The organism is Mucilaginibacter pocheonensis, from assembly GCF_031456535.1.
GTDB lineage: Bacteria > Bacteroidota > Bacteroidia > Sphingobacteriales > Sphingobacteriaceae > Mucilaginibacter > Mucilaginibacter pocheonensis.
Map to the genome: position 1 here is coordinate 433,876 of NZ_JAVDUU010000003.1, position 24,899 is coordinate 458,774.

Here is a 24,899-nt window from a genome sequence, read left to right on the forward strand (position 1 = left end):
TTTCGGACTTGCCTGAATGGCTTAGCGGTAAATCTTCAGAAACAAATTCCAAATCAAGCCTAAAACGGTGGCTCGTCATCAATATCGTCCATTCGCGACGGACGAATAATAAAGTTGCTTGGCTTCTCAAAATCCTGCGACGGTGAAAGACCTGAAAACGCGCTGCCAGTTGCCGGAGGGAAACCTTCCACGCCATCTTCAAGGTTGGCGAACTTAACATATTTACCAACAAATTTTAATCGCACTGTGCCGGTTTCGCCATTACGGTGTTTGGCTATAATTACTTCGCCCACGTTATTGGTTGGATTGCCTTCCTCGTCTTCTGTTAAGCCATAATACTCGGGGCGGTAAAGGAACAGCACCATATCTGCATCCTGCTCAATAGAGCCGGATTCACGCAGATCCGAAAGCATTGGTCTTTTGGAGTTGCCAGGCCTGGTTTCAACCGCCCGGCTCAACTGCGACAGGGCTATCACCGGCACGTTAAGTTCTTTAGCTACCGATTTTAAAGCTCTTGATATACTGCCGATTTCCTGTTCACGGTTGCCACCGCCAGCTTTACCTTCGCCTTTACCGTGCATCAGTTGCAGGTAGTCAATTATAATAAGTTGAATATCATGCTGGGATTTTAACCTGCGGCATTTGGCCCTGAATTCAAAAATGTTAAGGGCCGGTGTATCATCAATAATTAACGTAGCTTGTTCAAGCCGGCCAATTTTTGAGTGTATCTGCTGCCATTCCCATTCTTCCAGTGTGCCTTTACGGATCTTTTCCTGTTCAATTTCGGTTTCGCCGGATATTAAACGGTTAACCAATTGAACGGACGACATTTCGAGCGAGAAAACCACAACTGGTTTATCAAAATCAACTGCGGCGTTACGAGCACAGCTTAAAACAAACGCTGTTTTACCCATGGCGGGGCGGGCAGCTATGATTACCAGATCGGATTTTTGCCAGCCCGAGGTCATACGGTCAAGGTTGGTGAACCCTGAAGGCACCCCGGTTAATCCGTCTTTTTTGTCTTTAAGGGCCTCAATATCTTTTAATGCTTCATGTACAAGGTCGTCCATTTTCCTGGCATCGCGGCGCAGGTTACTTTGGGCAATTTCAAAAAGGTTCTTTTCGGCCCTGTCTAACAGATCCAGTACATCAGAAGTATCTTCATAAGCGCTTTGAATAACATCGGTTGATATCCGGATCAATTCGCGCTGGATAAACTTTTGGATGATGATGCGGGCGTGAAATTCAATATTTGCGGCTGATGCCACGCGACTGGTAAGCTCGGTAATATAATAGGCTCCGCCTATCATTTCAAGCTCGCCCTGTTTACGCAACTCGGCGGTAACCGTCAGAATATCAACGGGCGAAGATTTTTCAAATAACTGTTTTATCGCAGTAAATATTTTTTGATGATTATCACGATAAAACACTTCGGGTTTTAAAACATCAATTACTGATGATAATGCGTCCTTTTCCAGCATGAGGGCTCCCAAAACAGCCTCTTCCAGGTCAGTTGCCTGGGGTGGAAGTTTGCCCAGTCCGCTATAGGGCATTGGCGTTGTAATTCGGCTTCGGCGGTCGTTTGTATTAGGCTTGTTCTGCAGGTTATCGTTCTCGAAAATCATAAGTTGACAAAAATATACAAAATTAGTTTTGATTTGTTTAGTAAAGCGCCAACATGCCGTTTTTAGCCTCAACTCAAACATTAACAACAATATAATTTTGAGTATTTCTTAATTAACAATTTGTGTTAAGTATGTAGCGGTTATTAACATGGTATGTTAGTTATTTTGTTAATTACCTAATTTACCCATTGTTAATCAAATAATTACAACAATGTTAATAAAGTTTGCGATTGTTAATTATTTATAAAAAACCAAAATGTGATATTAGTCCAATAAGTGCTTAATCAATTAATATAGCTACTTTTGCCAAAACATTACAGCATTAAAAATGACATTTAATTCAAGGCCTCAGCGTGAAAGCAACCAAATGGTTTTTGGCATCAGGGCCATTATGGAAGCCATTACTTCAGGAAAAGAAATTGAGGCACTATATATTCAAAGAGGCGCGGGTGGAGGATTATCACACGAGTTAAAAGCCCTGCTGACTGAATATAATATTACCGCGCAGCAAGTGCCGGTTGAAAAGCTTAACCGCCTTACAGCAAAGAACCATCAGGGCGCAGTGGCTTTTATTTCGCCAATCGTTTATCAAAAAATAGAGAACATTATTCCCGAAGTATTTGAAAAAGGAGAAGTTCCGCTGATATTGGTTTTGGATAGCATTACCGATGTACGCAATATGGGAGCCATTGCCCGTACTGCTGAATGTGCGGGTGTACATGCTATTGTTATCCCGGCCAAGGGTTCGGCTCAAATTAACCCCGATGCTATTAAAACATCGGCGGGAGCTTTGTATAAAATACCCGTTTGCCGGCATGATAACTTTATGCAAACCATAAGGTTTTTACAGGAGTCGGGCCTGCAGCTGGTTTGCTGTACCGAAAAAACGCAGGATGATATTTATAAGCCGGATTATACCGCGCCAACCGCTGTTATCATGGGATCGGAAGAGGATGGTATCCGCAACGAAATCATCCGCATTGCCGATCATCTGGCTAAAATACCCATGTTTGGTGAGATAGAATCGCTTAATGTATCCGTATCTACCGGCGTTATATTGTACGAAGCGATAAGGCAAAGAGGGCTTTAGCCCATTCAAGCCCCGAAGGGTACTTTTTCAAAAGCCTGGCTCTTATACGATAAGAGCCAGGCTTTTTACTTTACCATCAATTTGATATAACGTATTAAAAAGCTTCTCCTTGCTGGTGCCTAAATATATTTAGCGCCAAACTTGTTTTTTACGTCGGCCACCACCTGTTTTACATTTTGTTCCTGGTCGCGGGGGCAAATGAGCAGGGTGTTGTTTGATTCCACCACGATAAAATCATGCATGCCCTGCAGGATCACCAGCTTTTCGCCGGGTACATTCACCATGCAGTTAGATGAATCATACATGATCACCTTTTCCGAAGGGATCACCGCATTGCCAACATAATCCTTTTCGGCCAGGTCATAAATAGAGGCCCAGGTGCCCAGGTCGCTCCAGCCAAAGTCGGAAGGCAGGATATAAACATTATCGGCCTTTTCCATAATGCCATAGTCAATGGAAATATTGATGCAATGCTGGTAGGCTTTATGGATATGGGTACGTTCATCAGCCGTGTTGTACACCGGGCGGGCATCCGCGAAGATCTCATGCATTTCGGGCAGGTACTGGCCAAAAGCCTTTAAAATAGCACCGGCCGACCAGATGAAGATACCCGCGTTCCATAAAAAGTCGCCGCTTTGAATAAAGGTTTTGGCAATCTCCAGGGTAGGCTTTTCGGTAAAGGTTTTCACCTTGTGAAAATCGTGGTTGATGGTATGGTCGGTATACTGGATATAGCCATAACCGGTATCGGGCCTGGATGGCTTAATGCCCAGGGTGATCAGGCAGTCATGGCTGGCAGCGGTTTGCAATGCCCTTTCAATGGCGCTTATAAAAGCATCCTCGTCCAGGATCTGCTGGTCAGAGGGGGCTACCACAATAACGGCATCGGGGTTAAGGCTTTCTATCTTAAAACAGCCATAGGCCACACAGGGCGCGGTATTACGCATGGCAGGTTCCGTAAGGATCTGCTGATCGGACATATCGGGCAGCTGGCTTTTAACCAGTTTGGTATAACTCTCGTTGGTTACCACATAAATATTTTCCTTCGGGCAAACTTTCAGGAAACGCTCATAGGTGTTTTGTATCAGTGTTTGGCCGGTGCCAAGTATATCTATAAACTGTTTGGGATGCGAGGAGCGGCTTATTGGCCAGAAACGGCTGCCTATGCCGCCCGCCATAATGATCGCATAATGGTTTTTATTCATTTGTGTATAAAAGAGTTTTTATTTGGTGTAGCCAGCGCAAAAATGTAGAATAATCTGTTAATTATGTATTAAATAAAACTAAATAGTCAGATAGTTAATTTGTTCACAATTTAAATACATTAAAGAAACAAATTGTTTTTCATTCAATAATCATATTTGTATAAAATTTAAAAGTAAATCCATCGTTTATTCATTAAATTTTGTTACTTTAAACTTTTAAATACATCTCAAGATCACGTTAACCAAATGATAGAAACTAAGAAGTCGCTATTTGATAATCTCCAGAATTTTTTCGGATTCGACAACTTTAAAGGGGAGCAGGAAGCGATTATAACTAACATACTGGCAGGTAATGATACTTTTGTGATCATGCCTACAGGTGGTGGTAAATCCATGTGTTATCAGTTGCCGGCATTAATGAGCGAAGGCACCGCGATAGTAATTTCACCGCTGATAGCTTTGATGAAAAATCAGGTAGATCAGTTAAGGGCCTTTGGAGGCTCGGATAGTATAGCCCATTTTTTAAACTCATCACTTACCAAATCAGATATAGGCCGCGTTAAAGAAGATGTGTTATCCGGAAAAACCAAGTTGTTATATGTTGCTCCGGAATCACTGACGAAGCAGGAAAATATCGACTTTTTACGACTTAATCATGTTTCATTTGTGGCGGTAGATGAAGCGCATTGTATCTCTGAATGGGGGCACGATTTCAGACCGGAATACCGTAAAATCAGACAGGTGATCAGTAATATTGGGGAGAATATCCCCATTATCGCGTTAACGGCTACAGCTACTCCAAAAGTTCAGCAGGATATTCAGAAGAACCTGCAAATGAACAATGCAACCATTTTTAAATCATCATTTAACCGTTCCAATCTTTTTTATGAAGTACGTGCCAAGCGCAATGTAATTAAGGAGATTGTAAAGTTTGTAAAACAAAACCAGGGAAAATCGGGGATTATATATTGCCTTAGCCGTAAAAAGGTAGAAGAGGTTGCTGAGGCACTTAATTTAAACGGCGTAAGGGCATTACCTTATCACGCGGGTTTAGACCCCAAGGTGCGTGCCGATACGCAGGATAAATTCCTGATGGAAGATGTAGAAGTTATTGTAGCAACCATTGCCTTTGGTATGGGTATTGATAAACCGGATGTGCGTTATGTAATACACCATGATGTACCTAAAAGCATGGAGGGTTACTATCAGGAAACCGGGCGCGCGGGCCGTGACGGGGGCGAGGGTGTGTGTGTTGCCTTTTATTCGGAAAAAGATATTGATAAACTTCAGAAATTTATGAAGGACAAGCCGGTTTCTGAACGTGAAATTGGCACACAGATATTAAAAGAAGTTATTGATTACTGTGAATCCTCAGTATGCCGCCGTAAGCAGCTGTTACATTACTTTGGCGAAAACTTTAATGAAGCCGGCTGTAATAACATGTGCGATAATTGCTGCGGCCATAAAGAACATTTTGATGGCGAAGAACACCTGCACAAGGCGCTAAGCCTGATTAGGCATATTGGCGAAAAATTTGATGATCACCACATTATCAGCATACTGATAGGAGAGGAGAACGCCCAGATAAAGAATTATGGGCATGATCAGCTTGATTATTATGGGTCGGGTAAGGAACAGGGTAAAAACCTCTGGAACTCTTTGTTAAGGCAGGCTTTACTTAACAATTATCTTTCAAAAGATATTGACCAATATGGCTTGCTTAGGTTAACAAAAACCGGTAACGCTTTTATTGATAATCCTTATAGCATTCGCTTTTTACTGAATAAAGTTATTGAAGCCACTGATGATGAAGATGATCCGGACGGCCCAAAACAAGGCGGTGGTGCACTGGACACGCAGTTGCTTCAAATGCTTAAGGAGTTACGTAAAAAACTGGCTAAACAAAAGGGGCTACCTCCATTTGTTATATTTCAGGATCCGTCGCTTGAGGAGATGTGTACACATTACCCGGTTACTACCGATGAGTTAAAACAAATTTCGGGAGTTGGCGCAGGTAAGGCCTTAAAATTTGGTAAGCCATTTACCGATCTGATACAAAAGTATGTAGAGGATAATGATATTGACCGCCCTGTTGACATGGTGATCAAAAGCGCGGCCAATAAATCTGCGCTAAAAGTTTTTATCATCCAGAATATTGACCGGCATTTAAATCTGGATGATATAGCAGCTTCTAAAGGGCTTACTTACGAAGAGATATTGAAGGAAGTGGAAACCATAGTTAACTCTGGTACAAAGCTTAATTTGAACTATTACATTGACGAAGTAATAGATGAAGATAAGCAGGAAGAAGTGTTTGATTACTTTCGTACCGCCGAAGCAGACTCCATTGATGACGCGCTGGCCGAATTGGGTAACGATGATTACACCCGTGAAGAGGTACAGCTAATGCGAATAAAATTTATATCAGAAATGGGTAATTAATTTGCCCTGATGTACACAACAAAAAACCTTTAGGAATTGATTTCTAAAGGTTTTTTTATGAAAACAGAACGGTCATACATTCCTCTACGGATTCTGATAATCTTATTTAGTTTATTGTCATTTTGAGATGATCTTAAATTCCGTCCTTCGGTTTTTAGCACGGTTTTCTTCTGTGTCATTTGGAGCAATGGGCTGGGTTTTACCATAGCCTTTGTAGACTAAGCGAGTGGCTGCTATGCCATTGGTTATAAGATACTGATATACTGATTTTGCCCGGTTTTCTGATAGAGTTTGATTGATCTGATCGGCACCCACATTGTCTGTATGCCCCGATATTTCTATATGCACCACCGGGTTTACAGTTAAAAACTCAATCAGCTTGATCAACTCAGCCTTTGACTCCGCCTCCAGATCAAATTTATTGGTATCAAAAAATATGTTTTTAAGTATAACCTTATTGCCCACTTCAATGGGCGATAAACTCACTGAAATATTAAATGGATTTTTGGTCTTGTATCCTATCAGCGAAAAGTTTTCTGAGTAAAATAGATACCCGTTTTTTGAAATGTTCAGACCATAATTTTTACCGGATGTAATGGTCGCCAAAAAATTACCATCATCTGTACTGCTGTAATCCTGGTAAACCGGCTGGTTACTTTGCAGGTCAATGATCTCAACAGCTGCCTCGAGCGGCTGATTGTTTTGAGCATCCCTAACACTGCCTTTTACATAAGTTACCATATGTGGTCTTACATTTACAGGTAATTCAAAAGTATAAATGTCATAACCGCCATAACCATTCAAATTGTCTGAGGCAAAAAAAGCATAATTGCCGCTGGCTGTTAAGGTAAGCCCGTTTTCGTCGCCATTGGAATTTATTGGGTACCCTAAATTTTCAGGCTTTTGCCATTTGCCATCTTTGCTTAGTCTGCTTACAAAAAGGTCTTTATTACCTAATCCGGGCCATCCGTTTGAGCTAAAATAAAGTGTGCTGTCATCAGGGTGTATAAACGGCGACTGCTCATTGTAGGGCGTATTAATATTAGGCCCCAGGTTTTCCGGCTGTCCCCAACCTTTATCGGTTAATGTAGATTTCCAGATGTCGTAACCGCCAAACCCGCCTCCGCGGTTGCTTACAAAATAAAGGGTACGCCCATCAGCTGATATGGAAGGCTGTGACTCCCATCCTGAGGTGTTTACAGGAGGATTTAAATCAAAAGGCTTACCCCAGTCGTTGCCTTTTTTCTGCGCTATATAAATATCGCATCTCCCCATTCCGTCCGGCCGGTTACAGCCGGTAAAAAACAGGTATTTGCCATCCTGTGATACTGATTGCGCGCCCTCGTTATACTGCGCTGTGTTGATCTGCTCACTAAGATAGCTGGCTTTTTGCCATTTACCTTTATCAATAATGCTTTTATAAAAGTCTTCGTTGTTGTTGATCTTACGCGTAAATATCAGCATTGACTCATCAGCAGTGGCCACCGGTAAGTATTCATCATTGGCAGTATTAATTTCGGGCCCCATATTTACGGGTTTAAAACTTACGGGATGTTGTATAGCCTGAATGCTGAATTTTGCATCATTTACCAGTTTTTGAGCATACAGGGTATTTTGAGGAGTAATGTCATGATAGGTCAAATACTTTTCCAGATGTTGCTGCGCCTGTGCATAGTTAGCTTCTGTAATTTCACTTTCACCAACTTTCAGATAAACGGCTTTGTTAAAATCGGGATTAAGCGCTATTACTTTTAAATACTGCTCAATAGCCTGCTTATACAGGTGCTTTAAACGGAACACATCGGCCAACTGGAAATGGGCCTCAACAAATTTTTGATCTTCCTTAATGGCTTTTTGAAGGTTCTCTATTGCTTCGTCATAAGTATGATCGTCAATATTTTGATGAGCTGCTATATAATACTTTATAGCGTCCTTGTTGGTGGTAGTGTATTGCGTTTGTGACCAGGCCGAAATGGATAAAAAAATTGATAAAATCGAGATGATTACAATTTTCATCTGTTTTGATACGATAATTATTATCGTAAGTTACAAATATTAAGGGATATTCAAATATTTATGTGTTTGCAAAGATATTTCCCATTGAGGGTTATTCATCACATAATCAACTATCAACGGCGTCATTTCTTTTGATTTTGACCATTCGGGCTGCAAATACAGTTTGCAATCAGGCGAAACCATTTTGGCATGGTATTCGGCCCACTCAAAATCTGATTTGTTGAATACGATCACCTTTAGCTCATGCGCGTTTTCGGCCACATGCGGAATTGGCGCCTTGAATTTTTTTGGCGACAAACATATCCAATCCCAGTCGCCAGAAAGGGGATAGGCGCCTGATGTTTCAATAAAGGTTTTAATACCTTTTTCATGCAATTGAGTAGTCAGATAATCGAGATTGTAAATTAAAGGTTCGCCGCCTGTTACCACAACCGCTTTAGATGGATGTACCGAAGCATTATTCACAATCTGATCAGCAGGTGTGAGCGGATGCAGCTCAGCATCCCAGCTTTCTTTAACATCACACCAATGACAACCCACATCACATCCGCCAAGCCTTATAAAATATGCTGCTTTACCTGTATTGTACCCTTCGCCCTGTATCGTGTAAAATTCTTCCATTAATGGAAGCAGCGTGCCGTCGTCTGGAATTTGGTGTGCCATAATTTGCTGCAAAGGTACCTATTTAAGCCGAAAGCATAAAGGTAAATGGTAAACGCAGGGTAAACGTTTTTGAATTTGCGTTTTTAATTTTCATTAATAATCTCTATTATTACTTTAATTTTTAATTAAATACACCGTAATTTTACCTATGATAGTTGCTGTATAAATTTGTTATGATGTAATTCTGTTTCAGTTAGTTAAAACGATGGGCCAATGAAAAAACTTTACCTTCCGCTTATTCTTTTGGCGATGCTTTTTTTTAACTCATGTGTTGATATTGAGGAACGGTATGACTTTAAAGCCGATGGCAGCTGTAATGTGATTTATGGATTTGATATGAGCAAGGCCGTATCGGTACTGGTAAACCTCATGTCCGACTCGGTGAAAGAAACACCGCAATTTAGTCTGGTAAAAGACACCACCCTCAATTTTTATAGCGCCATGCCCGATAGCACTCAGCAAAAAATGACTGTTGAGGAAAGCAATATGGCTAAAAGCAGCGATCTGTCCATCAATATGAACCTTAAAAAAAGTGTGATGAAGGTAAATATAAAGCATGTGGCCAAAAATGCAGCCGACCTTCAATACTATCTTCAAAATCTTTCAAAAATTGCCCTCAACAGCCAGATCAATGCTTTTTCAAATAATGATAAAGCTACCAGGACCTTTGATGCCAGGCAAATGGTAGCCGGGCAGGATTATTACTCATATGATATTACACCTCATAAATTTTACCGGATAATTGATAAAGCCAAATTCAACGCCTTTTTAAAGAAAACCCAGTCAACCTTCATGATGGCGAAGGCTATGCTGATAGATATGCCGTATAAGGTGATCTTAAAGTTTGCAAGGCCGGTTAAAAAGCTAAATAACTCCAAAGCCGTGCTATCTGCCGACAGGAGAAGCGTAACGCTGGTTACAAGCATGGACGAGGTGATAAAGAACCCGGCGGTAATGAACCTGAAGATCGATTTTTAACCGGCTTTAACGCATTAAGCTCAGCCTCTGTTAGTTTATCGGTAAGATTGTTAAATCACTTTTACTTTAACATAATAAAAAGGTTTAAGTAATTTAGGTTAACAAACTTGCCCGGTATATTATAAAAAATGAAATCAGACCTTAACCTGCTAATTGAAATGTGCGAGGACGAAAAGCGATCGCTGGAATCGTCAATAAAAAGCTACCTGGATGAAGATGATTACCTGTATGCGCATTACCATCAAAAAGCTTTATGGCAGGTAAATCACCAGTTACAGGTACTAAATAACTTCAAAGATCCGGCATATAATGCAAAACAGCATCTGGAGCATTTGGTCAGGATAAGACAAAAGTCAATTGATAGTGTTCGAATGAACGACTATTGGCAAAAAAGAATTGATAATGAGGCTGACAATATTAAAAAGATAGAGGAACAAGGCAATAGCTTTAATGACAGCCAGTTCATAGATGATGCTTTGTTTGATCTTTATGAAGGCCGTCATAAAAAATTTCGACTTTATTTGAATACAGACGAGGATCTTTACCTTGATTTTGAACTAATCGACCCTGTTATCCTGCTTATATCTCTGAAAATTAATGATGAAAATTTTGTATTTGATAATGATAACAGATTGTATTCATTTAAGGGCGTAGGGTTTAAATTGAATGAAAAAGCAGATGCTTTAGTTTATGAGCATAGTATGATCAATTTTAAGGATGCCCTCGCTATTAAAATATTACTTGCCCGCATTGTGTATGATTTCCGCTGGCTAATTGGTAATGCAATGCTGGTTTATGATAAATAGCACTGATAATGAAGTGGTATAAAATAACCGGTATACAAAACACCGATAAGCCGTTTATTACCAAAGTAAAGGCAGGTAGGAAAAACATTTGCCTGGTTGGTTTTGAGGGGCAGATTTACGCACTCTCCTCTGTTTGCCCCCATGCCGGAGCCGATCTGAGTGAAGGTTTATGCGTTAAAGGAAAAATTGTTTGCCCGTATCACCGGTATACCTACAATCTGGCAACAGGAAAAGGCGGGGAGGGTCAGAATGATTTTGTTAAAACCTATCCGGTTACCATTAAGAATGATGAGATCTATGTAGGCATCAGCTCTTTATGGGATAGATTGTTTGGAAGTAAGTAAGCGGTTGATGGAGCTGACTTAACAAGTAGTTACTGTTTTATTCATCCGGCTCAATCAACCGCTTAGCCTAATTAGGGATATACCTCTTTATTAGCCGAAGCCAATGTGTTTTTAAGTAAACCTATAATGGTCATTAAACCAACGCCCCCCGGCACCGGTGTTATCCATGATGATTTAGGGGCTACATTTTCAAAATCAACATCGCCATACAGCTTATAACCCGATTTGGTCAGGGCCGAGGTTTCGCGGTTCATTCCTACATCAATAACAACCACGCCGTCCTTCACCATATCGGCAGTAATGAAGTTCTTTTTGCCAATGGCTACAATTAATATATCTGCCTGTAATGTAATGCTCTTAATATCGGGTGTGCGGCTATGGCAAATGGTAACAGTACAGTTGCCGGGAGTAGTGTTACGGGCCATTAAAATACTCATAGGAGAACCTACAATGTTGCTGCGGCCTACCACAACACAATGTTTGCCCACAGTATCAATGCCATACTCTTTGAGCATCAATGTAATACCGTAGGGGGTAGCCGGAATAAACGAAGGCAGGTTACGCTGCATACGGCCGAGGTTAACCGGATGAAAACCATCCACATCTTTACGATAGTCAATCCTCTCGGTTACTTTTTCCGGGTCGATATGTTTGGGCAGGGGTAATTGTACAATGATGCCATCAATGTCGGCATCTGCATTTAGTTCTTCAACTTTTTTCAGCAGCTCATCTTCGGTCACATCATTTTCGTAGCGTACCAGGGTTGATTTAAAACCGACTTTTTCGCAGTTTTTCATCTTGCTTGCTACATAGGTTTCGCTGCCACCGTCATGACCAACCAGTACGGCCACTAAATGCGGCTGCCTACCGGTTTTTTGCAATATCTTAGCTGCTTCTTCTGCTATTTCAACCTTAAGTTTTTCTGATACGTATTTTCCGTCGAGTAATTGCATTGTAATATAGATAGGAGACGTGAGATATTAGATATGAGAAAACAACGAAACATCTTATGTCTCATAATCTCAGATCTAATATCTCAGATCTAAATTAGTCTAATTTCAGCACGGCCATGAATGCTGACTGGGGTATCTCAACGTTACCTACCTGGCGCATGCGTTTTTTACCTTTTTTCTGTTTTTCCAATAGTTTACGCTTACGTGAAATATCACCGCCGTAACATTTGGCAGTCACATCTTTACGTAAGGCCTTAACTGTTTCACGTGCTATGATCTTAGCGCCGATTGACGCTTGTATAATAATTTCAAATTGCTGGCGTGGTAAAAGCTCCTTTAGCTTTTCGCAGATCTTTTTACCAAAATCATAGGAGTTGCCCCTGTATATCAATGACGATAAAGCATCTACAGGTTCCGCATTTAAACGGATATCCAGGCGGACAAGATCTGACTGGCGATAACCTATCTGGTGATAATCAAAAGAAGCATATCCTTTTGAAATAGTTTTTAGCTTATCATAAAAATCAAAAACTATTTCGCCCATCGGCATCTCAAATATCAGCTCAACCCTGTCCGAAGTTAGATACGACTGGTTAACTATATTGCCCCGTTTTTGGATACAGAGCGACATAACCGGCCCTACAAATTCAGCCTTTGTAATAATGGTTGCTTTAATATATGGTTCCTCCACAAAATCAATTTTGCTCGGGTCGGGCAAGTCAGATGGGTTATTTACGATAATAGGATCACCCTTGGTTGTATGGGCGATGTATGACACGTTAGGCACAGTGGTGATCACTGTCATGTTAAACTCGCGCTCCAGCCGCTCCTGGATGATCTCCATGTGCAGCATGCCTAAAAATCCGCAACGGAACCCAAATCCCAGCGCCGCTGACGACTCAGGTTCAAAAACCAATGAGGCATCATTTAACTGCAATTTGGCCATTGATTCGCGAAGCTCTTCATAGTCCTCGGTATCAACAGGGTAAATGCCCGCGAATACCATCGGTTTTACCTCTTCAAAGCCCTGTATTCCTTCGGCACAAGGACGATCAACCTGTGTGATGGTATCACCTACTTTTACCTCTTTAGCTTCCTTAATACCCGATATAATGTAGCCTACATCACCTGTCCTGATCACATCTTTAGGAAGCGGGCGCAGTTTTAAAGTTCCTACCTCATCGGCAAGATATTGTTTTTCAGTAGCTACGAATTTTACTTTATCACCTTTGCGGATCTCGCCGTTAACTACTTTGAAATAAGCGATGATACCACGGAAAGAGTTAAATACCGAGTCGAATATCAAAGCCTGTAATGGAGCTTTTGGATCACCAACAGGGGCGGGTACACGTTCAACAATGGCGCGTAATATATCATGCACGCCCATACCTGTTTTACCCGATGCCGCAAGGATATCTTCGCGTTTACAGCCTATAAGATCAACTATCTGGTCTTTTACTTCTTCGGGCATAGCACCCGGAAGATCCATCTTATTTAAGATAGGGATTATTTCAAGGTCATTTTCCAGTGCCAGATAAAGGTTTGAAATAGTTTGGGCCTGTATGCCCTGCGCAGCATCAACAATGAGTAATGCACCTTCACATGCAGCAATGGAGCGTGAAACTTCATAAGAGAAATCCACGTGCCCTGGTGTATCGATGAGGTTGAGTATATATTTCTGACCATCAAGTTCATAGTCCATCTGGATGGCATGGCTTTTTATGGTGATACCCCGTTCACGTTCCAGATCCATATCATCAAGCAGTTGTGCCTGCGATTCGCGTTGGGTTATGGTATTGGTATATTCTAATAACCTATCGGCAAGTGTGCTTTTGCCGTGGTCAATATGTGCTATGATACAAAAATTACGAATGTGCTCCATTGAACCGCAAAAATAGCTTTTTAAGACGAGATTTTGATGTGTAGTTTTTTAATTAGCCAATTGAACTATAAATCTGTTTATAAACCGATAATCAGATAAGCACGGCACCGTTTACTCAGTACCTGCTTTTACAAAAACCGGCGTTTCGCTCACTGCAATATTTAACTTACCATTTACTAAACTCATTTCCTTTTTGCCCATGGTGTCGGTGCCCGGCTTAAGCATGAAAATAGTAGCCTTTGGCGTGCCCAGGTTTAACTGATAATTAGTGGTGCGGTCTTTTTGGTCAGGTACGGTTAGCACATAAATTATGCGTTTTCCTAATTGGTATTTATCAACAAGCGGATCTTTATTGATAGTGCCTTTATAAATATAATTGCCCATTAGCTTATTTACCTGTAATATATAATCAGCAGCAGGTCTGCGCTTTGCGTTTTCTGCCAGCCCTGATGTTGCAAACTGTATTGTACCATTTGGTTTATCATCAAAAAGCTGGTAAAAGAAAATACGTTTGATACCATGCCTCATGTACAATAACGATGAACGTATTATCCAATCGGCCTGGGTAAGCAATACTGATTTGTTACCAACAGGTACGGCTTTTTCATTGCTTTGTTGGTTAATGTCGTAACCTACTTCAGTTACCCAAACTTCAGGATGATGTGGTAAACTCCTGGAGAACTCTATAAAACTATCAGCAATAACACCCGCCATAGACAGCTCCGGGGCAACACCTGTTGTTGTTTTTGAATGCCTTAATATATTACCGTCATTGGAATATAAGTGGTAATTGATCACATCAAAACAAAGGTCAATACTGCCGTCCGGCTTATATCCGCGATTGATTTTACACCAGTTTACCATTCGTTTAACAAAATTGACATCAGCGGTTGCCAGGCCGCACATCACCACCTGCATGTTTGGGTCAGCGGTCTTTACACCAGCGTTATTACCCAATTTACCCTTGTTTCCGTCATAAAACGCCGATAAATTAGCCGCATACTCTTCTGGTGTTTGTTTGGTTGCTTCGCTTTTCCACCATTTATCGCGCTCATTATCACACTCTATATATTTTATGAGGCCCAGGCCAATTTTAACCTCATTTGGCGGGTCATTAGCCCAGCGGGGGCGGCTGTCAACTTTAACCAATACCGGGTTAACCGTTGTATTGTAGCCATATCTTGCGGCAAACTGAAAAGCGGCGCGCGCCTGATCTGCATATGACGCTGGATCACTGAGGTTTGATCCGTAAGGTGCAGGTACATTTTCATTGTCCTGCAAATTTGGGGGATAAGTACTTACCAACCAGGTTGGACAGTTCTTCAGATCGGCCAAAACCAACATACTGTCCTGCTTGCACCTTGTATATATGAGGTCATAATTCCAGCTGCCGTTATTTGTTGGGTTGTAAGTGTAATTACCTTTAGAGTTTTCCAGTTTGTTCCAGTTCATATAGTGCCTTACCGCGCTGAACGACCTTATTAGAGCCATGTTAGGCTCATATATATGGTTTTTAAGGTTTGGATTGGCAGGATCAAGCAGAAAATTCCATTCGTAACTATTTATCCCAAACATGTTTTTTAATGGTGTGTTTTGAGCAACACTTATAGTCATTACAGAATCACTGCTTATAGTTGCAAGTTTTGTCTTGTCAAATCTGCAGTTGTTAAAGAACATTGTCATGCACAATGACAGCCCGAGGAGTTTATGTTGCAACAACATGTTTGTTTTTAGGATTGGATTATAGCTTTTGTTACCAGATGCCGTTTTTAGATCAATAAACAGTTAAAATGAATGCTAAAATGAAAATAATACGCGCAAAAGCGTGCATTATTAACGCATTTTAACATATGTTTCAATGATTTCATGATCAATTTTCAAACTGTCAATTTTTTCAATACCGGTTTGCACCAGGGTGTCGTTTTTAAATTGTACAGTGAATTTAAAATCACGGTTTTCCCAATCGCGGTAATTGCAGTAGGCAAGGTGTTCTGAATAATTGTTGCCCTGCAGGGTATAGGTCCCGCTGCCTGAATCAAAAACAGGTTTGTCAACTTTACCTTTTTTTAGATCATGGGTAAAAAAGGCAAAATCGGTTCCGTTGAATATTTTAACCATCTCCTGGTCTTTTGGAGGCGTAGTTACGGTTGTGTCGCCCTTGGTAATACTTTTGCTCGATATCAGGTGCCAGCTGCCAATAAGCGGCTGATCGGGCTTTTTGTCGGATTTGGTTTCTTTTTGCCGGCAGGATGTTGCAACGATAAGGCTGATAAGCAGACAGAATTTCACTTTCATATTATATAGGTTTTTACAATGTTAAGTAATTTAAACCGATAAAAAAAAGCGGCTTGCATTGCCGCAAACCGCTTTTTTAAGAACCGTAAAACGCTGTTATTCACCTCTTTTGAGGCCGAATTTTTCGATCTTGCTGTATAGGTGACTGCGTTGTATATCAATATCATCAGCAGTTTTTGAAACATTCCAGTTATTTTTTTCGAGCTTGAACTTAATGTATTCGCGCTCCGCGTAGTCTTTATACTCCTGGAAGTTATTAAACTGGTCAAAATCTGTTTGAGCAACCCCGCCGCCATCACCACCAATGGCTGCCGGCGCCGATGGATTGGCAAATGCCCGTACATCATTATCAGTTATGGTTTTATCGCTTAATATGATCAATCGCTCCACCATATTTCGTAGCTCGCGGATGTTACCTGTCCACGGCAAGGCTTTAAGGGCGTCCAGCGCAGCTTCGGATATTTTTTTAACAGGCATGCCATATTCATTGCATATCTCATCCAGAAAGCTTTGGGTAAGCAGTGCTATGTCATCCTTACGTTCAACCAGTGGCGGTACGTGTATAAGTATAACACTAAGGCGGTGGTAAAGGTCCATCCTGAAATTACCGGCTTCAATTTCTTTGAGCAGGTCTTTATTCGTAGCCGCTATTACGCGCACATCAACGTCTATCTCTTTTTCGCCGCCTACCCGGGTGATCTTATTTTCCTGAAGGGCACGTAAAACTTTGGCCTGTGCTGATTGGCTCATGTCGCCAATCTCGTCAAGGAAAAGGGTGCCTCCATTGGCCGATTCAAACTTACCTATGCGTTGTTTAATAGCCGAGGTAAAAGAACCTTTCTCATGTCCAAATAATTCACTCTCTATCAACTCAGAAGGAATAGCGGCGCAATTTACCTCAATAATAGGAGCGGCCGACCGGTTTGATTTTTCATGCAGCCAGCGGGCCACCAGTTCTTTACCGCTGCCGTTTGCGCCGGTTACCAATACACGTGCATCGGTAGGGGCTACTCGGTCAATAGTCTCTTTTATTTTTATAATGGCTTGTGAATTACCCAAAATAGGCCTAACCTTTGAAGCCTTGCGTTTTAATACTTTGGCCTCAACAACAAGGCTTCCGCGGTCAAGCGCGTTGCGTACGGTAATTAACAGGCGGTTAAGGTCGGGTGGTTTTGATATAAAGTCAAATGCACCTTTTTTACTGGCTTCGATAGCTGTTTCAACAGTGCCATGGCCGGATATCATGATAAAAGGCAGATCGGGTTTTATAGCCAAACCTTCCGTCAGTACCTCCATGCCATCCATGCGGTTCATTTTTATGTCGCACAGTACCAGGTCATAGTCTTTTTTTTCTATAAGTTGTAAGCCATCAACGCCGTTATCTACATCTTCAACTTCATAATCCTCATACTCAAGTATTTCGCGTAAAGTATTACGGATCGATCGCTCATCATCAATTATTAAAATTTTAGCCATGTTTTTTATTTAAGTAAGTAGGGAGCAATGTTCAGGTTGCTAATATATAAGATTTTGTATAGAAAAATAAACACTTGTGCTTGTAACAAAAATAACCCCTTTCTGTTTTACGGAAAGGGGTATATTGTCAGCCGCAAATCTGTAAGCCGGGTTCTGTATTGCCGGAAGGCAATTTCTATCATTAATCTGGCCCTGCCATTGCTGACAGGTTTAAACAACCTACCCATCCCGGAGTGATCCGCCGGATGGCGGACTGCGGGAGCGAGCAGCTCCGCTTCCGGGACCTATTTGGTTTTTCAACTCCTGAGGTTTACCGCCATCTCCGGTCGCCCGGAAATGCCGTGAGCTCTTACCTCACGTTTTCACCCTTACCCCGATAAATCAGGGCGGTTTATTTTCTGTGGCACTTGCTGTCGCCGGCTGCCGGCGCCTTCCCGTTAGGAAGCAGGATGCTCTGTGTTGCCCGGACTTTCCTCCGCTATACATGATAGCAGCGATAGAACGTTTTGCGAAGGTAAAGATACAGAAATTTGTTTTGGTTTGCTAAAAAGAGGAGTAGAGGGGCCAGGTACAGATGGTAATAACCGCTGTTAAGTTCATTTTTTTTTATCTTAGCCTTAAACCAAAACCAGTTTACAATGATGAAAACAAACAACCTTACAACATGGGCTGTGCTATGTTGCCTTAGCCTTGCTTCATGCGCAACTTTTCAGCGAAGCGACCTTTATTTCGGCAGGAATATCCCTAACGGTGGCCAGGTAACTGAGCAGCAATGGAAAGCGTTTAGCGACAGTGTTATCAGCCGCTATTTTCCTGAAGGCTATACAGAATGGGATGCCGCCGGCCGATGGAAAGACACCCAAACAAAAGTAACCATAACCGAGCCTACCAAAGTAGCTACCTTTTTCAGCAAGGCAAGTAAGCAAAGGGATGCCGCACTGGATAGCATTGCTCAATTGTATATACGCAGGTTTCACCAGCAAAGTGTATTGCGTACTGACGCCAAATCCAATGTGCGTTTTATTAGCAAGACGCCTTAAAGGTTTAAACTGTCGGCGACGACTCACCCCGGCATTGCTGCGCTCGCCGGCCCTCTCTTCAGCTTCGCTGGAAAGAGGGGGAAGCAGTTTTTTTACTGTGATGAAGTTCCTGGGTACTGTACACACACTACTTATAATTTGAAAAACCCCTCTTTGCGCCAAAAGGCGAAGAGAGGGTGATCCAGCGAAGCGTAGATCGGGTGAGTAAACTCTGCAACCTGCAGGTAAAATGTAGAATCGTTTACAGAAAAAAGGCCAATTGTAATACTGGATTAGGAATGTTCTACTGCTACCGGCATTTTTCCAGATCGGCCTGGACGTGCTGCAAATTAAGCACGCCTGCCTTATTACCAAAAGAGTTGGTAACATAGGTAAGCACTTTTGCAATTTCAATAGGCGACAGATCAGTCGCGGCAGGCATTTCGCCTTCAAAGTTTCTGCCCGCTACGGTTATTTTTCCTTTAAGGCCGTTTTTAACATAACAGGCAAGCGATGATCTGTTATTCTTGAGATAAGTAGCATCGGTAAGCGGAGGGATAAGAGCTTGCAAACCTTCGCCTTTTTCGCCATGGCAGTTTTGGCAGTGCGTAATATATAACGTGCTGCCGCCCGAATAATAACGGGCAAACTCTACCTGTTCATCACTTTGGCATGATGCCGCCAGCACAATTAGCAGCAAGCCTGTCCAAATAACAAGCCCGTATCTCATTTGGCGGGGGTTTCGTCTGGTTCGGCCTTTAATATTTTTACATCCGCAATTAATTTGGTTACCTGGGCCGGATCGGTACCATCATAAGTGCCGCGAATGCGTTTTTGCTTATCTACTAAAATAAAATATCCGTCATGAACATACTCGCCCTGTGGATTTTTCTCTTGTACCGATACCAGGTAGTTTCTTGCTATCCCGTAGGTTTCTTCTTTGGTACCCAGCAGCAGCCACCAGGTATTACCGCTTATTCCCAACTTATCGGCATATCTTTTTAATACCGGTACGGTGTCATATTTAGGATCAATGGTGTGCGATATGATCCTGAAATTATCATCAGTTTTAAATTCGTTATACACGTTAAGCATATTGCGGTGCATTACCGGGCAAATAGAAGGGCAGGTGGTAAAGAAAAAATCGGCAACATATATTTTGCCGTCAAGGCTTTTGCTGGTAATGGTGTCGGCATACTGGTTCACAAACTTAAACCCTGGTATGGTGGAGTATACAGTGTCGGTAACGGTTTTCCCATCTACGGTTTTAGTAACCGGTTCGCGGTTGCCTAAAATAGGAAGCTTTGCCTGGTTGTTTGGTTTGCACGCATTTAAAAATGCTAAACCAGCAGCACTTAATAACAGTAATTTCTTCATTATTTTTTGTATGTGCTCAAAAATTTATTTGATTCATTTACAGCCACATTTATTTGCGAATCAATAGCTATGATCTTCTTTTTCTCGTCGCCAAGGTATTCCATTATTTCCTGGTGAGATTTGCCCTTGTTCTCGGCGTCAAACTTATGCATCCAGTCGCTCATGGCATTATCAGCGCTATCAACCGATTTTAATAATTCAGTAACCGCGCTCTTAGCTACGGTAACAGAATCATGTTTTAGTAATGAATCAAGAACCATTTTGTTTTTCATTAACTGCTCCTCATTGCCCATCACCTTATCATGAACTGCAATTACGCTATCTAACAATAACTTTTCCTGTTTTTTGCCATCGGCGCAGCCTAATAAAACAACACCGGTAAAAATGGTTAAAATATATTTTTTCATGTTTTTATCTGATAGGGTTAGCAGTGGCAAATATTACAAATAAAAGGGTTAAATGTTGCTTTTTAACGCGCGTAAATAATAAATATAGTCAGTACCCGGTAAACTTTGAGCGCCGGCTAATTTTAATTGCTGCCCGGCCTGCGCCCGGGTATGGGTGCCATGATTAATTACCTGGGTAAAAATATCGCTTAACTGGTCTTGCAGATGATCACCTTTAAAATTCTGGTAGTTAATTACCTTAGTAAAATCTGCATCCGGTAATCCTTCCACATAATTTATCCAGCTATCATGGCAATAGCTAACCAACTGCCGGCACTCGGCAACTGTATATTCAGACCACGGGTTACTATGCTCAAGAGCGGCTCCTTTACAACGGTTTAGCCAAACCTGTGAGGCTGTTAGCAGGTGCGAAAAAAGCTGCAGCGGTCGCTCGGGTTCGCCGGAGTCAATGATGGCGTTCAGTATCAGATCATTAGCAAAACGATCATAATTGAACATTTTAATGAAATGTGTTCTCATCCGTTTAATGCATTATTGAAACAAGTATCAGGCTTATATCGTTAAACTCAAAGCAATCTGTTTAATAATATGATAATATAACTGTTACAATTAGGTTATACTGTTGTGTTACCTTTAGTTATACAAAAAAAGCAGAGTTATGAAATTCATTTCAGTTTTTTCGAGGCTTATCAGCGGTTTGCGCGAATGGATGATGCTTAAAAGTATGAAATCATCTTTCATACATTAAGTTATCCGGTAAAATTTTTCTTTCATAAATATAATCGCATTTTTGGGCTTTGCGTAGCTCAATTTAATGGAATTAACTGATCAGGATATACCAATTCACAAACAACTTTTTGGCCCGGATTTTATTTGGGGCGTTTCTACAGCTGCTTTTCAGATAGAAGGCGCGCATGATGCTGATGGCAAGGGCGACTCGGTATGGGACGCTTTTACCGCAAAAAAAAGGAAAATATTAAATGCAGACCATGCCCGCATCGCCTGCGATTTTTATAACCGCTATGAGGATGATATTAACCTGGTAAAGCAGCTTAATATTCCAAATTTTAGGTTTTCTATAGCATGGGCTCGTTTGTTGCCCAACGGCACCGGCTATGTAAACCAGGCCGGTATTGATTATTATAACCGCGTTATTGATTGTTGTATTAAAGCCGGGGTTGAACCATGGGTTACCATTTACCATTGGGATATGCCGCTTGCGCTTGAGCAAAAAGGCGGATGGACTAATCGCGAAGCTGTAAATTGGTTCAGTGAGTTTGTAACCCTGTGCGCGCAAAGCTTTGGCGACCGGGTAAAACATTGGATGGTAATGAACGAACCTGTTGTATTTACCGGTGCAGGCTATTTTTTTGGTATACACGCCCCGGGGCGCAGCGGAATGAAAAATTTTTTGCCCGCTATACATCATGTTGTTTTAAGCATAGCCGCGGGCGGTAAAATACTGCGTAAACTGTTGCCGCAAGCACAAATAGGTACTACCTTTTCCTGCTCACAAATTGAACCCCTTACCAGCAAACCCCGTGATGTAGCTGCCGCTGTTCGGGCCGATGCGCTGATAAACCGTTTGTTTATTGAGCCTATTTTAGGATTAGGTTACCCGGTTAAAGAGCTGCCGGTGTTAAAAGGTCTGCAAAAATATTTTGAGCCCGGCGATGAGGACAATATGCATTTTGATTTTGATTTTATAGGGATACAGAACTATACGCGCGAAATTGTTAAATACTCGTTTTTTACGCCATACATAAACGCCCGCATGGTAAAGGCCGAAGACCGCAATGTAGAACTGACCGCCATGCGCTGGGAAGTTTATCCGCCGTCTATTTATCATATGATCAAAAAATTTGATGCCTATCCGCAGATCAAAAATATTATTATTACAGAAAATGGGGCAGCGTTCCCTGATGTTGTAAAGGATAATAAGGTTAATGATCCCAAACGCATCAAGTATCTGCAAAATTATATAGCACAGGTTTTAAAGGCAAAAAACGAGGGCTGCAAAGTTAATGGCTACTTTGTATGGACGCTAACCGATAATTTTGAATGGGCCGAGGGTTACCATCCGCGGTTTGGTTTAATTTATGTTGACCATGCCACGCAACAGCGTATTATTAAGGATTCGGGGTTGTGGTACGCTGATTTTTTGTCGGATTGATGGTATAACTACTTTGGCAAAGAAAGATAAAAGGTAGTTCCATTCTCTGTATCGCTATCAAACCAAATGCGCCCGTTGTGTTTTTCCATGATCTGTTTGCAAATGGACAGGCCCAGGCCGAATGATTTTTCGCCGCCGGTACCGGGACGTTTGGCATCAGTAAACATATTGAACACCTGTCCCTTTAATTTATCAGGTATACCAATGCCGTTATCTTTAACAGATACCTGAACCTCACGTTCATAATTTACCGCTTTAACCAGTATGTTGGCATTGGCGGGACTAAATTTTATGGCATTGCTAATGAGGTTACTGATAACTCGCCATATTTTTTCCCGGCTCATCAGCAGTTCCTGCTGGGTGTCCAGCAGTTTAAGGTTTATAACCTGGTTTTTTTCAGCGGCTTTGAAGCGCAGCAGTTCCACGCTGTTACTTAATAGCGCATTTATCTCAGTTAATTCTTTATTAAGCGTAGCGTTCGCGGCATTTGTTGCTTCCAATATTTCATTGATCAGTTCGAGCGAGTTAAATGATGTATCTTTTATAAGGGTAAGCATTTCCTTTTGCTCGGGTGTATAATCATCATCGGCTACCATTACACTGGTTAGTGAGGCTATTCCGCCTATAGGGTTCCTGAGGTCATGTGCAACTGCACGAAGTATCCTGTCCTTTTCCTGGCTGTTATATTTAAGCTTGCTCAGGGCCGCTTCCAGGTGATTATTCTGGTCATTTATCTGATCGTTTAAGGCTTTAACTGCTATAATGTCCTTTTTTGATCTTTTTAAATTTCTGAAAACGAGGAAAATAATGATCACAGCCATTATAAAAAATACTACGGCCAGATTGGTATAGATGAACTGTGTTTTATTATGATCTGTAAGACTGTCTATCTGCGTTTGCTTATCAAAATTGGCTTGCTGCTGGTTAACATCCGTACCTCTGAGCGAGTTTACTTTATTAACCGCCGAGTCTTTAAGCGATGAATAGGTTTTTAAATAATGCAGAGCCTTTTCATAATCTTTTTTCTGCGTATAATACCTGCTCATTAACTCGTTCCAACTGGGTTCAACATCTTCATTGCTCAAAGTATCAAGTTGTACCCTTAAAGTCTTGAGCAGATCAAACAGCTGGTCGGTCTTATTTTGCAGCAGATATAAGCGTGAAAGTTTTATTTCGGTGAGCTGGGCGTCGCGGTTGTCATTTCCGGGACGCAGGTTAATAGCAATACTTTTTTTCAGCAGATACTCGGCCAGTGTATATTTATGGCTTATCAGTGCAATTTCGCCCTGGTCGCCGTAAACAACACCACGTGCCACATCAAGCAGGTTTGGTACATGGCTATACCGGGCACTGTTGGCATTAATATAATCAAGCGCTTTAGTTAAATACAACGCGGCGCTATCGATCATATTCGCATTTTTATAGCTCTCGCCAATATTGGCAAGTAATTCCTGCCGTTGGTAAAAAGCTTTGAAATTGTCTTTATAAGCCATGCTTTGCCGGTAGCTTATTTTAAAGTAACTGGCGGCCTTGTTATAATATCCCTGTTTAAACAATATCATACCCATACGGTAAGTATACTCGGCCAGTATTTCATTGTTAATGAGGTTTTTACCGATAAAATAGCCCTGGTAATAACATTTATAGGCACTGCTATACTGCCGCAAATCAAAATAAGCATCGCCGCTTGCAAAATTGGCTTCAGCATAATTTAACTGGTATTGCTTTTTGGTTACACTATTTTTAGCCATCATTAACATACTGTCGGCATATAATAATGATTTGGGAGCGTTATGTGCTTCCTTTTTTTGGTAAACAAAATGAATGCTGTAAAAGCGGAACCAGTCGTTTACGAATGGCTGCTTTAACCGTTTAAAGCTTGAGTCAAGGTAACGTGTGCCTTTCTGCGGCTCTTTTTTTATTTCGGAATACTGTACAACCGTGTCAAAAATGGCTTTGAACTCGGGCGAGTAGTCGCCGTTATCACGATGACCTGAGCAGGAATTAAAAACAAGCAAAATAGCTAAAAACAGCCACAGAATATGACTGCACAGGATACGTTTTAAGTTAATAGAATTAAGGTTTAACATTACCGAAACATGGTAACAAATATAATGGTAGTGACCAGAATGAACAATAGCTAATTGA

At 41.4% G+C, this 24,899-nt stretch carries 21 protein-coding genes and 1 other RNA gene; 7 read left to right on the forward strand and 15 right to left on the reverse strand.

Annotated elements, in window-relative coordinates; genetic code table 11:
- Nucleotides 1–59: 59 nt before the first annotated feature.
- On the reverse strand, nucleotides 60–1,625 hold the full coding sequence (gene dnaB, locus J2W55_RS15160) for a replicative DNA helicase (protein ID WP_310097186.1): 1,566 nt from the start codon (nucleotides 1,623–1,625) through the stop codon (nucleotides 60–62).
- 328 nt (nucleotides 1,626–1,953) lie between these two features.
- Between dnaB and rlmB the strand changes: the two genes are divergently transcribed.
- Nucleotides 1,954–2,715: a 23S rRNA (guanosine(2251)-2'-O)-methyltransferase RlmB gene (rlmB, locus tag J2W55_RS15165; RefSeq protein ID WP_310097188.1), complete on the forward strand. Its 762-nt coding sequence runs from the start codon at nucleotides 1,954–1,956 to the stop codon at nucleotides 2,713–2,715.
- Nucleotides 2,716–2,834: 119 nt separating this feature from the next.
- Here rlmB and J2W55_RS15170 read toward each other — a convergent pair whose 3' ends face one another.
- Complete coding sequence (locus tag J2W55_RS15170) at nucleotides 2,835–3,920, reverse strand: mannose-1-phosphate guanylyltransferase (protein ID WP_310097191.1); 1,086 nt, start codon at nucleotides 3,918–3,920, stop codon at nucleotides 2,835–2,837.
- A 249-nt stretch (nucleotides 3,921–4,169) separates the two neighbouring features.
- On the opposite strand from J2W55_RS15170, the gene recQ reads away from it, so the two are divergent.
- Nucleotides 4,170–6,362 carry a DNA helicase RecQ gene (gene recQ, locus J2W55_RS15175; RefSeq protein ID WP_310099080.1) on the forward strand — a complete coding sequence of 731 codons (2,193 nt, stop codon included), beginning with the start codon at nucleotides 4,170–4,172 and terminating at the stop codon, nucleotides 6,360–6,362.
- A 117-nt stretch (nucleotides 6,363–6,479) separates the two neighbouring features.
- On the opposite strand, the gene J2W55_RS15180 is transcribed toward recQ, so the two are convergent.
- On the reverse strand, nucleotides 6,480–8,378 hold the full coding sequence (locus J2W55_RS15180) for an OmpA family protein (RefSeq protein ID WP_310097194.1): 1,899 nt from the start codon (nucleotides 8,376–8,378) through the stop codon (nucleotides 6,480–6,482).
- 39 nt (nucleotides 8,379–8,417) lie between these two features.
- Nucleotides 8,418–9,041 (reverse strand): 7-carboxy-7-deazaguanine synthase QueE, encoded by a 624-nt coding sequence (locus J2W55_RS15185; protein WP_310097197.1) that lies wholly within the window; start codon nucleotides 9,039–9,041, stop codon nucleotides 8,418–8,420.
- 213 nt (nucleotides 9,042–9,254) lie between these two features.
- Here J2W55_RS15185 and J2W55_RS15190 point away from each other — a divergent pair, with 213 nt between their 5' ends.
- The 3 genes from J2W55_RS15190 (at nucleotide 9,255) to J2W55_RS15200 (ending at nucleotide 11,169) form a co-directional block, all read left to right on the forward strand.
- Nucleotides 9,255–10,019, forward strand: a complete 765-nt coding sequence (locus J2W55_RS15190; RefSeq protein ID WP_310097200.1) for a hypothetical protein — start codon at nucleotides 9,255–9,257, stop codon at nucleotides 10,017–10,019.
- 128 nt (nucleotides 10,020–10,147) lie between these two features.
- Complete coding sequence (locus J2W55_RS15195) at nucleotides 10,148–10,825, forward strand: hypothetical protein (protein ID WP_310097201.1); 678 nt, start codon at nucleotides 10,148–10,150, stop codon at nucleotides 10,823–10,825.
- Nucleotides 10,826–10,833: 8 nt separating this feature from the next.
- A complete protein-coding gene (locus J2W55_RS15200; protein ID WP_310097203.1) occupies nucleotides 10,834–11,169 on the forward strand; it encodes a Rieske (2Fe-2S) protein in 336 nt (111 codons plus the stop codon).
- A gap of 71 nt (nucleotides 11,170–11,240) precedes the next feature.
- Here J2W55_RS15200 and J2W55_RS15205 read toward each other — a convergent pair whose 3' ends face one another.
- The 6 genes from J2W55_RS15205 to rnpB form a co-directional block, all read right to left on the reverse strand.
- Nucleotides 11,241–12,122 carry a bifunctional 5,10-methylenetetrahydrofolate dehydrogenase/5,10-methenyltetrahydrofolate cyclohydrolase gene (locus J2W55_RS15205; RefSeq protein WP_310097207.1) on the reverse strand — a complete coding sequence of 294 codons (882 nt, stop codon included), beginning with the start codon at nucleotides 12,120–12,122 and terminating at the stop codon, nucleotides 11,241–11,243.
- A gap of 94 nt (nucleotides 12,123–12,216) precedes the next feature.
- Nucleotides 12,217–14,004: a translation elongation factor 4 gene (lepA, locus tag J2W55_RS15210; RefSeq protein ID WP_310097209.1), complete on the reverse strand. Its 1,788-nt coding sequence runs from the start codon at nucleotides 14,002–14,004 to the stop codon at nucleotides 12,217–12,219.
- Nucleotides 14,005–14,115: 111 nt separating this feature from the next.
- Complete coding sequence (locus J2W55_RS15215) at nucleotides 14,116–15,579, reverse strand: hypothetical protein (protein WP_310097212.1); 1,464 nt, start codon at nucleotides 15,577–15,579, stop codon at nucleotides 14,116–14,118.
- Between the two features lie 258 nt (nucleotides 15,580–15,837).
- On the reverse strand, nucleotides 15,838–16,299 hold the full coding sequence (locus tag J2W55_RS15220) for a hypothetical protein (RefSeq protein ID WP_310097215.1): 462 nt from the start codon (nucleotides 16,297–16,299) through the stop codon (nucleotides 15,838–15,840).
- Nucleotides 16,300–16,395: 96 nt separating this feature from the next.
- A complete protein-coding gene (locus J2W55_RS15225; protein ID WP_310097218.1) occupies nucleotides 16,396–17,775 on the reverse strand; it encodes a sigma-54-dependent transcriptional regulator in 1,380 nt (459 codons plus the stop codon).
- Nucleotides 17,776–17,901: 126 nt separating this feature from the next.
- Nucleotides 17,902–18,288: RNase P RNA component class A (gene rnpB / locus J2W55_RS15230), an RNA gene on the reverse strand.
- Nucleotides 18,289–18,413: 125 nt separating this feature from the next.
- Between rnpB and J2W55_RS15235 the strand changes: the two genes are divergently transcribed.
- Entirely contained in the window at nucleotides 18,414–18,815 is a 402-nt protein-coding gene (locus J2W55_RS15235) for a DUF3574 domain-containing protein (protein WP_310097221.1), read from the forward strand.
- A 289-nt stretch (nucleotides 18,816–19,104) separates the two neighbouring features.
- Here the strand turns inward: J2W55_RS15235 and J2W55_RS15240 are convergent, their stop codons facing one another.
- From J2W55_RS15240 to J2W55_RS15255, 4 genes are read right to left on the reverse strand one after another with little or no spacing between them, the layout of a single operon-like run.
- The gene (locus tag J2W55_RS15240) at nucleotides 19,105–19,524 is read right to left on the reverse strand and encodes a c-type cytochrome (RefSeq protein WP_310097224.1); all 420 of its coding nucleotides are present in this window, start codon (nucleotides 19,522–19,524) and stop codon (nucleotides 19,105–19,107) included.
- Nucleotides 19,521–20,171: an SCO family protein gene (locus J2W55_RS15245; protein WP_310097227.1), complete on the reverse strand. Its 651-nt coding sequence runs from the start codon at nucleotides 20,169–20,171 to the stop codon at nucleotides 19,521–19,523. The genes J2W55_RS15240 and J2W55_RS15245 overlap by 4 nt, the downstream gene beginning before the upstream one ends.
- Nucleotides 20,171–20,578, reverse strand: coding sequence for a hypothetical protein (locus J2W55_RS15250; protein WP_310097229.1), 408 nt, complete (start codon nucleotides 20,576–20,578; stop codon nucleotides 20,171–20,173). The genes J2W55_RS15245 and J2W55_RS15250 overlap by 1 nt, the downstream gene beginning before the upstream one ends.
- Before the next feature lie 48 nt (nucleotides 20,579–20,626).
- Entirely contained in the window at nucleotides 20,627–21,097 is a 471-nt protein-coding gene (locus J2W55_RS15255) for a DinB family protein (protein ID WP_310097232.1), read from the reverse strand.
- A gap of 295 nt (nucleotides 21,098–21,392) precedes the next feature.
- On the opposite strand from J2W55_RS15255, the gene J2W55_RS15260 reads away from it, so the two are divergent.
- Nucleotides 21,393–22,751, forward strand: coding sequence for a GH1 family beta-glucosidase (locus J2W55_RS15260; protein ID WP_310097235.1), 1,359 nt, complete (start codon nucleotides 21,393–21,395; stop codon nucleotides 22,749–22,751).
- Nucleotides 22,752–22,759: 8 nt separating this feature from the next.
- On the opposite strand, the gene J2W55_RS15265 is transcribed toward J2W55_RS15260, so the two are convergent.
- Nucleotides 22,760–24,841 carry an ATP-binding protein gene (locus tag J2W55_RS15265; RefSeq protein ID WP_310097238.1) on the reverse strand — a complete coding sequence of 694 codons (2,082 nt, stop codon included), beginning with the start codon at nucleotides 24,839–24,841 and terminating at the stop codon, nucleotides 22,760–22,762.
- Nucleotides 24,842–24,899: the final 58 nt, after the last annotated feature.

What these genes read in the sequence shown, in the direction of transcription:
- J2W55_RS15185 (WP_310097197.1), bottom strand. Translation starts at nt 9,041, where the DNA reads ATGGCACACCAAATTCCAGACGACGGCACGCTGCTTCCATTAATGGAA.
- J2W55_RS15205 (WP_310097207.1), bottom strand. Translation starts at nt 12,122, where the DNA reads ATGCAATTACTCGACGGAAAATACGTATCAGAAAAACTTAAGGTTGAA.
- J2W55_RS15240 (WP_310097224.1), bottom strand. Translation starts at nt 19,524, where the DNA reads ATGAGATACGGGCTTGTTATTTGGACAGGCTTGCTGCTAATTGTGCTG.
- J2W55_RS15260 (WP_310097235.1), top strand. Translation starts at nt 21,393, where the DNA reads ATGGAATTAACTGATCAGGATATACCAATTCACAAACAACTTTTTGGC.
- J2W55_RS15265 (WP_310097238.1), bottom strand. Translation starts at nt 24,841, where the DNA reads ATGTTAAACCTTAATTCTATTAACTTAAAACGTATCCTGTGCAGTCAT.
- J2W55_RS15195 (WP_310097201.1), top strand. Translation starts at nt 10,148, where the DNA reads ATGAAATCAGACCTTAACCTGCTAATTGAAATGTGCGAGGACGAAAAG.
- J2W55_RS15190 (WP_310097200.1), top strand. Translation starts at nt 9,255, where the DNA reads ATGAAAAAACTTTACCTTCCGCTTATTCTTTTGGCGATGCTTTTTTTT.
- J2W55_RS15215 (WP_310097212.1), bottom strand. Translation starts at nt 15,579, where the DNA reads ATGTTTGGGATAAATAGTTACGAATGGAATTTTCTGCTTGATCCTGCC.
- J2W55_RS15255 (WP_310097232.1), bottom strand. Translation starts at nt 21,097, where the DNA reads ATGAGAACACATTTCATTAAAATGTTCAATTATGATCGTTTTGCTAAT.
- J2W55_RS15180 (WP_310097194.1), bottom strand. Translation starts at nt 8,378, where the DNA reads ATGAAAATTGTAATCATCTCGATTTTATCAATTTTTTTATCCATTTCG.
- J2W55_RS15200 (WP_310097203.1), top strand. Translation starts at nt 10,834, where the DNA reads ATGAAGTGGTATAAAATAACCGGTATACAAAACACCGATAAGCCGTTT.
- J2W55_RS15250 (WP_310097229.1), bottom strand. Translation starts at nt 20,578, where the DNA reads ATGAAAAAATATATTTTAACCATTTTTACCGGTGTTGTTTTATTAGGC.
- J2W55_RS15235 (WP_310097221.1), top strand. Translation starts at nt 18,414, where the DNA reads ATGATGAAAACAAACAACCTTACAACATGGGCTGTGCTATGTTGCCTT.
- dnaB (WP_310097186.1), bottom strand. Translation starts at nt 1,625, where the DNA reads ATGATTTTCGAGAACGATAACCTGCAGAACAAGCCTAATACAAACGAC.
- J2W55_RS15245 (WP_310097227.1), bottom strand. Translation starts at nt 20,171, where the DNA reads ATGAAGAAATTACTGTTATTAAGTGCTGCTGGTTTAGCATTTTTAAAT.
- J2W55_RS15220 (WP_310097215.1), bottom strand. Translation starts at nt 16,299, where the DNA reads ATGAAAGTGAAATTCTGTCTGCTTATCAGCCTTATCGTTGCAACATCC.
- J2W55_RS15225 (WP_310097218.1), bottom strand. Translation starts at nt 17,775, where the DNA reads ATGGCTAAAATTTTAATAATTGATGATGAGCGATCGATCCGTAATACT.
- lepA (WP_310097209.1), bottom strand. Translation starts at nt 14,004, where the DNA reads ATGGAGCACATTCGTAATTTTTGTATCATAGCACATATTGACCACGGC.
- rlmB (WP_310097188.1), top strand. Translation starts at nt 1,954, where the DNA reads ATGACATTTAATTCAAGGCCTCAGCGTGAAAGCAACCAAATGGTTTTT.
- J2W55_RS15170 (WP_310097191.1), bottom strand. Translation starts at nt 3,920, where the DNA reads ATGAATAAAAACCATTATGCGATCATTATGGCGGGCGGCATAGGCAGC.